Source organism: Pseudomonas sp. BN606, assembly GCF_029873115.1.
GTDB lineage: Bacteria > Pseudomonadota > Gammaproteobacteria > Pseudomonadales > Pseudomonadaceae > Metapseudomonas.
On record NZ_SSOF01000033.1, the window covers coordinates 1 to 4,377 of the forward strand.

Below are 4,377 nucleotides of genomic sequence, written 5' to 3' on the forward strand. Positions count from 1 at the left end.
CCCAACCGAATTGCTTGACGACCATAGAGCGTTGGAACCACCTGATCCCATCCCGAACTCAGCAGTGAAACGACGCATCGCCGATGGTAGTGTGGAGCTTCTCCATGTGAGAGTAGGTCATCGTCAAGCTTCTATCCCAAACCCCCGATCCGTGAAAACGGTTCGGGGGTTTGTCTTTGGGCGCGCAAAAAAGCTGGCCGCGAATGCATTCCAGCCAGTCTGGTTTGAGGGCGTTGGCTCGGTCGGCTTGAGCGCGATTTCTATGCAACCCGAGTGTGCATAGATATGATGCCTGCCTCATTAAGGGCTGGATCCAGCACATGCCTACGCTATTGAAACTTCTGCAGGATGGGCGCTTTCACTCAGGCCAGGCGCTGGGTGAGGCCCTGGGTGTAAGCAGAAGTGCCGTCTGGAAGCAGTTGCAGCAGCTGGAAGCGGAGCTCGGTCTTGCGATCTACAAGGTGCGTGGCCGGGGCTACCGACTGCAGTTTCCTCTTAGTCTCCTTGATCAGGGGGTTCTGAATGCGGGGGGGGCTCCTTGGTCCCATCGAGTGTTTGATTCGCTGGACTCCACGAATGCGGAGGTCTCCCGCGGTCTTGCTCGCGGTGAACTGCCGCCCTTTGCGGTCATAGCGGAACGGCAAACGGAAGGCAGGGGGCGAAGGGGGCGTCGATGGGTCAGTCCTCATGCGCAGAACCTCTATTACAGTCTTGCTGTGCGCGTCGATGGCGGTGCCCGCCAGCTTGAGGGCTTGAGTCTTGTTGTCGGGTTGGCGGTGCTGAAGACCTTGCAGTCGTTCGGGTTGACGGCGGCTGGCCTCAAGTGGCCAAACGACCTGTTGGTTGGGAACCGCAAGATCGCTGGAATCCTCCTTGAGCTGTTGGGGGACCCGGCCGACATCTGCCATGTCGTAATTGGTATTGGAATCAATGTGAATATGCAGTTGTCTGCCGAGGACATAGATCAGCCCTGGACTTCCATGCAGGTGGAAAGCGGTGCTTTGGTGGACAGGAGTGCCTTGGTGGCTCGCTTGAGTGAATACCTCGACGATTACCTGGTGCGTCACAAGAGATACGGTTTTTCTGCTCTTCGGGAGGAGTGGGAAGCCGGGCATCTCTGGCAAGGGCGGCAAGTCAACTTGATCGCCGGTGTTCAGAGTATCCAGGGGTTGGTATTGGGGATAGACGCGACAGGCGCCTTGCGCTTGGACGTCGGTGGTGAGGAGCGAGCTTACAGTGGTGGAGAGCTCAGTTTGAGGTTGAGTGATGATTCTTGAGCTTGACTGTGGCAACAGCTTTATCAAGTGGCGTGTCATCGACAGTGCGCAAGCCGCAACTATTGGCGGCGGTGTGGTTGGCTCCGATGAAGAGCTGATTTCTGCGTTGCGTGCATTGAATGAACTAGTGCTTCGCAATTGCAGGTTGGTCAGTGTCCGTTCTGACGAGGAAACACGTGCACTGACCGACCGGCTTCAGGATGTGTTCGGCGTGGTTTCTGTCTGTGTCGAGCCGGCTGCTGAAATGTCCGGCGTGCGCAATGGCTACTCAGAGTTCCAGCGCCTTGGGCTGGATCGCTGGCTAGCGGTGCTGGGTGCCTATCACATAGCTCGCAAGGCTTGCCTGGTCCTGGATCTGGGTACTGCGGTGACATCTGATCTGGTTGCTGAAAATGGCGAGCATCTCGGGGGATTCATTTGCCCGGGTATGCCGTTGATGCGTAATCAATTGAGGACGCACACTCGCCGAATTCGCTACGACGACCAGGCTGCGGAGAGGGCGCTGCTCGATATGGCTCCCGGCCGCTCGACGGTGGAGGCCGTGGAGAGGGGATGTCTTCTGATGCTGCGCGGATTCGTCCAGGCGCAGATCGAATTGGCGGCGCAGCATCTCGGGGATGATTTTGAGGTTTTCCTTACTGGCGGTGATGCGCTGCTGGTGAAGAGTGTGCTGCCGCGGGCAAGAGTGTTGCCCGACTTGGTGTTTGCCGGTTTGGCGATTGCCTGCCCATTGCCTTGAGGTTGATTCATGCGTTGGTTGTTCCTGTTCCTCCTGGTTCTCAATCTCTTCTACTACGTCTGGCATCAGCAGCAGGCACCACTGCGTCCGAAAGAGGTGGAAACCCTATCTCTTTATAAGGGGGGGCAGCAGGACATCCGTCTGCTTAGTGAGTCCGGCAATGTCCAGCCGAGGCGCACTGCAGTGGTCCCGACATCAACGGAGGAAGCTGTCTGCCTTTTCCTGGGGGGATTTGAGCGAGAGGAGCAGGCGCGCGAAGTGGAGCAGCGCCTCATTAGCCTGGATGTGCGGTCGGAGGTGCGGCCTGTAGATGCCGCTGCCGGTACCGACTATTGGGTCTACCTGGCGCCTCTCGCTTCGCGAGAGGCCTCGCTGCGTCAGCTCAAGGAGCTTCAGGCGCGGAAGATCGACAGCTATATCGTCACCCAGGGAGACCTGATCAACGGAATATCCCTCGGGATCTTCTCGCGAATGGATTCTGCCGAGAGTGTCATGCAGCGTTTGCGAGACGCAGGCTATGAGCCCTTCATGCGCGAACTGGCTCGTGCGCACCGTGATTATTGGGTGCGGATTGCACCGGAAAGCCGCAGGTTGGTTGACGATCCATTGCTTGAGCAGCTGTCTCAAGATTTTTTTGGGTTAAAACATCAACTTATGCCGTGCGAGGGTGTTGCATCTCCTCGTTAGCTTGAATAGAATGGCGCCCGCTTCGCAGCGTGGCCCGATAGGCTGATTTGCGAAGCAGCTGTCAAATGAAGCTAACCTCAAGATTTTAATGAGAAAAAGCTTGACAGTAGGGTGGCATGAGATAGAATGCCGCCTCCCTTGGAGGGGTTCCCGAGCGGCCAAAGGGATCAGACTGTAAATCTGACGTCATAGACTTCGAAGGTTCGAATCCTTCCCCCTCCACCAGATTCAAAGCGAGAGCTGCAGGCTCCGCGGGTATAGTTCAGTGGTAGAACCTCAGCCTTCCAAGCTGATGATGCGGGTTCGATTCCCGCTACCCGCTCCAAGTTTGCTGCTTTTGCAATGTGTTTGGCTCATGTAGCTCAGCTGGTAGAGCACACCCTTGGTAAGGGTGAGGTCAGCGGTTCAAATCCGCTCATGAGCTCCATCTTAACAAAGGCAGATATGAAAATATCTGCCTTTGTTTTAATGGTGGCGTGACTCGCTCAATTCTTGATGGGAGACGTTCTCGATGGCTAAAGAAAAGTTCGAACGTAACAAACCGCACGTCAACGTCGGCACCATTGGTCACGTTGACCATGGCAAGACCACTCTGACTGCTGCTCTGACCAAGGTCTGCTCCGAGACCTGGGGCGGTTCCGCTCGTGCGTTCGACCAGATCGATAACGCGCCGGAAGAGAAGGCTCGTGGTATCACTATCAACACTTCCCACGTTGAATACGATTCCGCCATTCGTCACTACGCTCACGTTGACTGCCCCGGTCACGCTGACTACGTGAAGAACATGATCACCGGTGCTGCGCAGATGGACGGCGCGATCCTGGTTTGCTCGGCTGCTGACGGCCCCATGCCGCAGACTCGTGAGCACATCCTGCTGTCTCGTCAGGTAGGCGTTCCTTACATTGTCGTGTTCCTGAACAAGGCCGACATGGTTGATGACGCCGAGCTGCTGGAGCTGGTCGAGATGGAAGTTCGCGACCTGCTGAACACCTACGACTTCCCGGGTGACGACACTCCGATCGTGGTCGGTTCCGCTCTGATGGCCCTGGAAGGCAAGGACGACAACGAAATCGGCGTTTCCGCCGTTCGTAAGCTGGTAGAGACCCTGGACTCCTACATTCCGGAGCCGGTGCGTGCTATCGATCAGCCGTTCCTGATGCCGATCGAAGACGTGTTCTCCATCTCCGGTCGCGGCACCGTGGTGACCGGTCGTGTTGAGCGCGGTATCGTCAAGGTGGGCGAGGAGATCGAGATCGTCGGTATCCGTCCGACCACCAAGACCACCTGCACTGGTGTTGAAATGTTCCGCAAGCTGCTCGACGAAGGTCGTGCTGGCGAGAACGTTGGCGCCCTGCTGCGCGGCACCAAGCGTGATGACGTAGAGCGTGGTCAGGTTCTGGCCAAGCCGGGCACCATCAAGCCGCACACCAAGTTCGAGTGCGAAGTGTACGTGCTGTCCAAGGAAGAAGGTGGTCGTCACACTCCGTTCTTCAAGGGCTACCGTCCGCAGTTCTACTTCCGTACCACTGACGTGACCGGAAACTGCGAACTGCCGGAAGGTGTTGAGATGGTAATGCCGGGCGACAACATCAAGATGGTTGTCACCCTGATCGCTCCGATCGCCATGGAAGACGGCCTGCGCTTCGCGATCCGCGAAGGCGGTCGTACCGTTGG

4 protein-coding genes, 3 tRNA genes and 1 rRNA gene are annotated in these 4,377 nt (G+C 57.1%); all 8 read left to right on the forward strand.

What is annotated here, in order from left to right:
• Window positions 1-13: 13 nt before the first annotated feature.
• A 5S ribosomal RNA gene (rrf, locus tag E8E75_RS02395) occupies window positions 14-129 on the forward strand.
• A gap of 191 nt (window positions 130-320) precedes the next feature.
• The gene (gene birA / locus E8E75_RS02400; protein WP_120653284.1) at window positions 321-1,277 is read left to right on the forward strand and encodes a bifunctional biotin--[acetyl-CoA-carboxylase] ligase/biotin operon repressor BirA; all 957 of its coding nucleotides are present in this window, start codon (window positions 321-323) and stop codon (window positions 1,275-1,277) included.
• A complete protein-coding gene (locus E8E75_RS02405) occupies window positions 1,267-2,016 on the forward strand; it encodes a pantothenate kinase (RefSeq protein WP_120653283.1) in 750 nt (249 codons plus the stop codon). The genes birA and E8E75_RS02405 overlap by 11 nt, the downstream gene beginning before the upstream one ends.
• Before the next feature lie 9 nt (window positions 2,017-2,025).
• Window positions 2,026-2,703 carry an SPOR domain-containing protein gene (locus E8E75_RS02410; RefSeq protein WP_120653282.1) on the forward strand — a complete coding sequence of 226 codons (678 nt, stop codon included), beginning with the start codon at window positions 2,026-2,028 and terminating at the stop codon, window positions 2,701-2,703.
• A 140-nt stretch (window positions 2,704-2,843) separates the two neighbouring features.
• Window positions 2,844-2,928 (forward strand) — tRNA-Tyr (locus tag E8E75_RS02415).
• Between the two features lie 26 nt (window positions 2,929-2,954).
• Window positions 2,955-3,028, forward strand: a tRNA-Gly gene (locus E8E75_RS02420).
• 26 nt (window positions 3,029-3,054) lie between these two features.
• A tRNA-Thr gene (locus E8E75_RS02425) sits at window positions 3,055-3,130 on the forward strand.
• A gap of 84 nt (window positions 3,131-3,214) precedes the next feature.
• Window positions 3,215-4,377, forward strand: a 1,163-nt coding sequence (gene tuf / locus E8E75_RS02430; protein WP_280357791.1) for an elongation factor Tu, incomplete at its 3' end; no start/stop codon positions are given.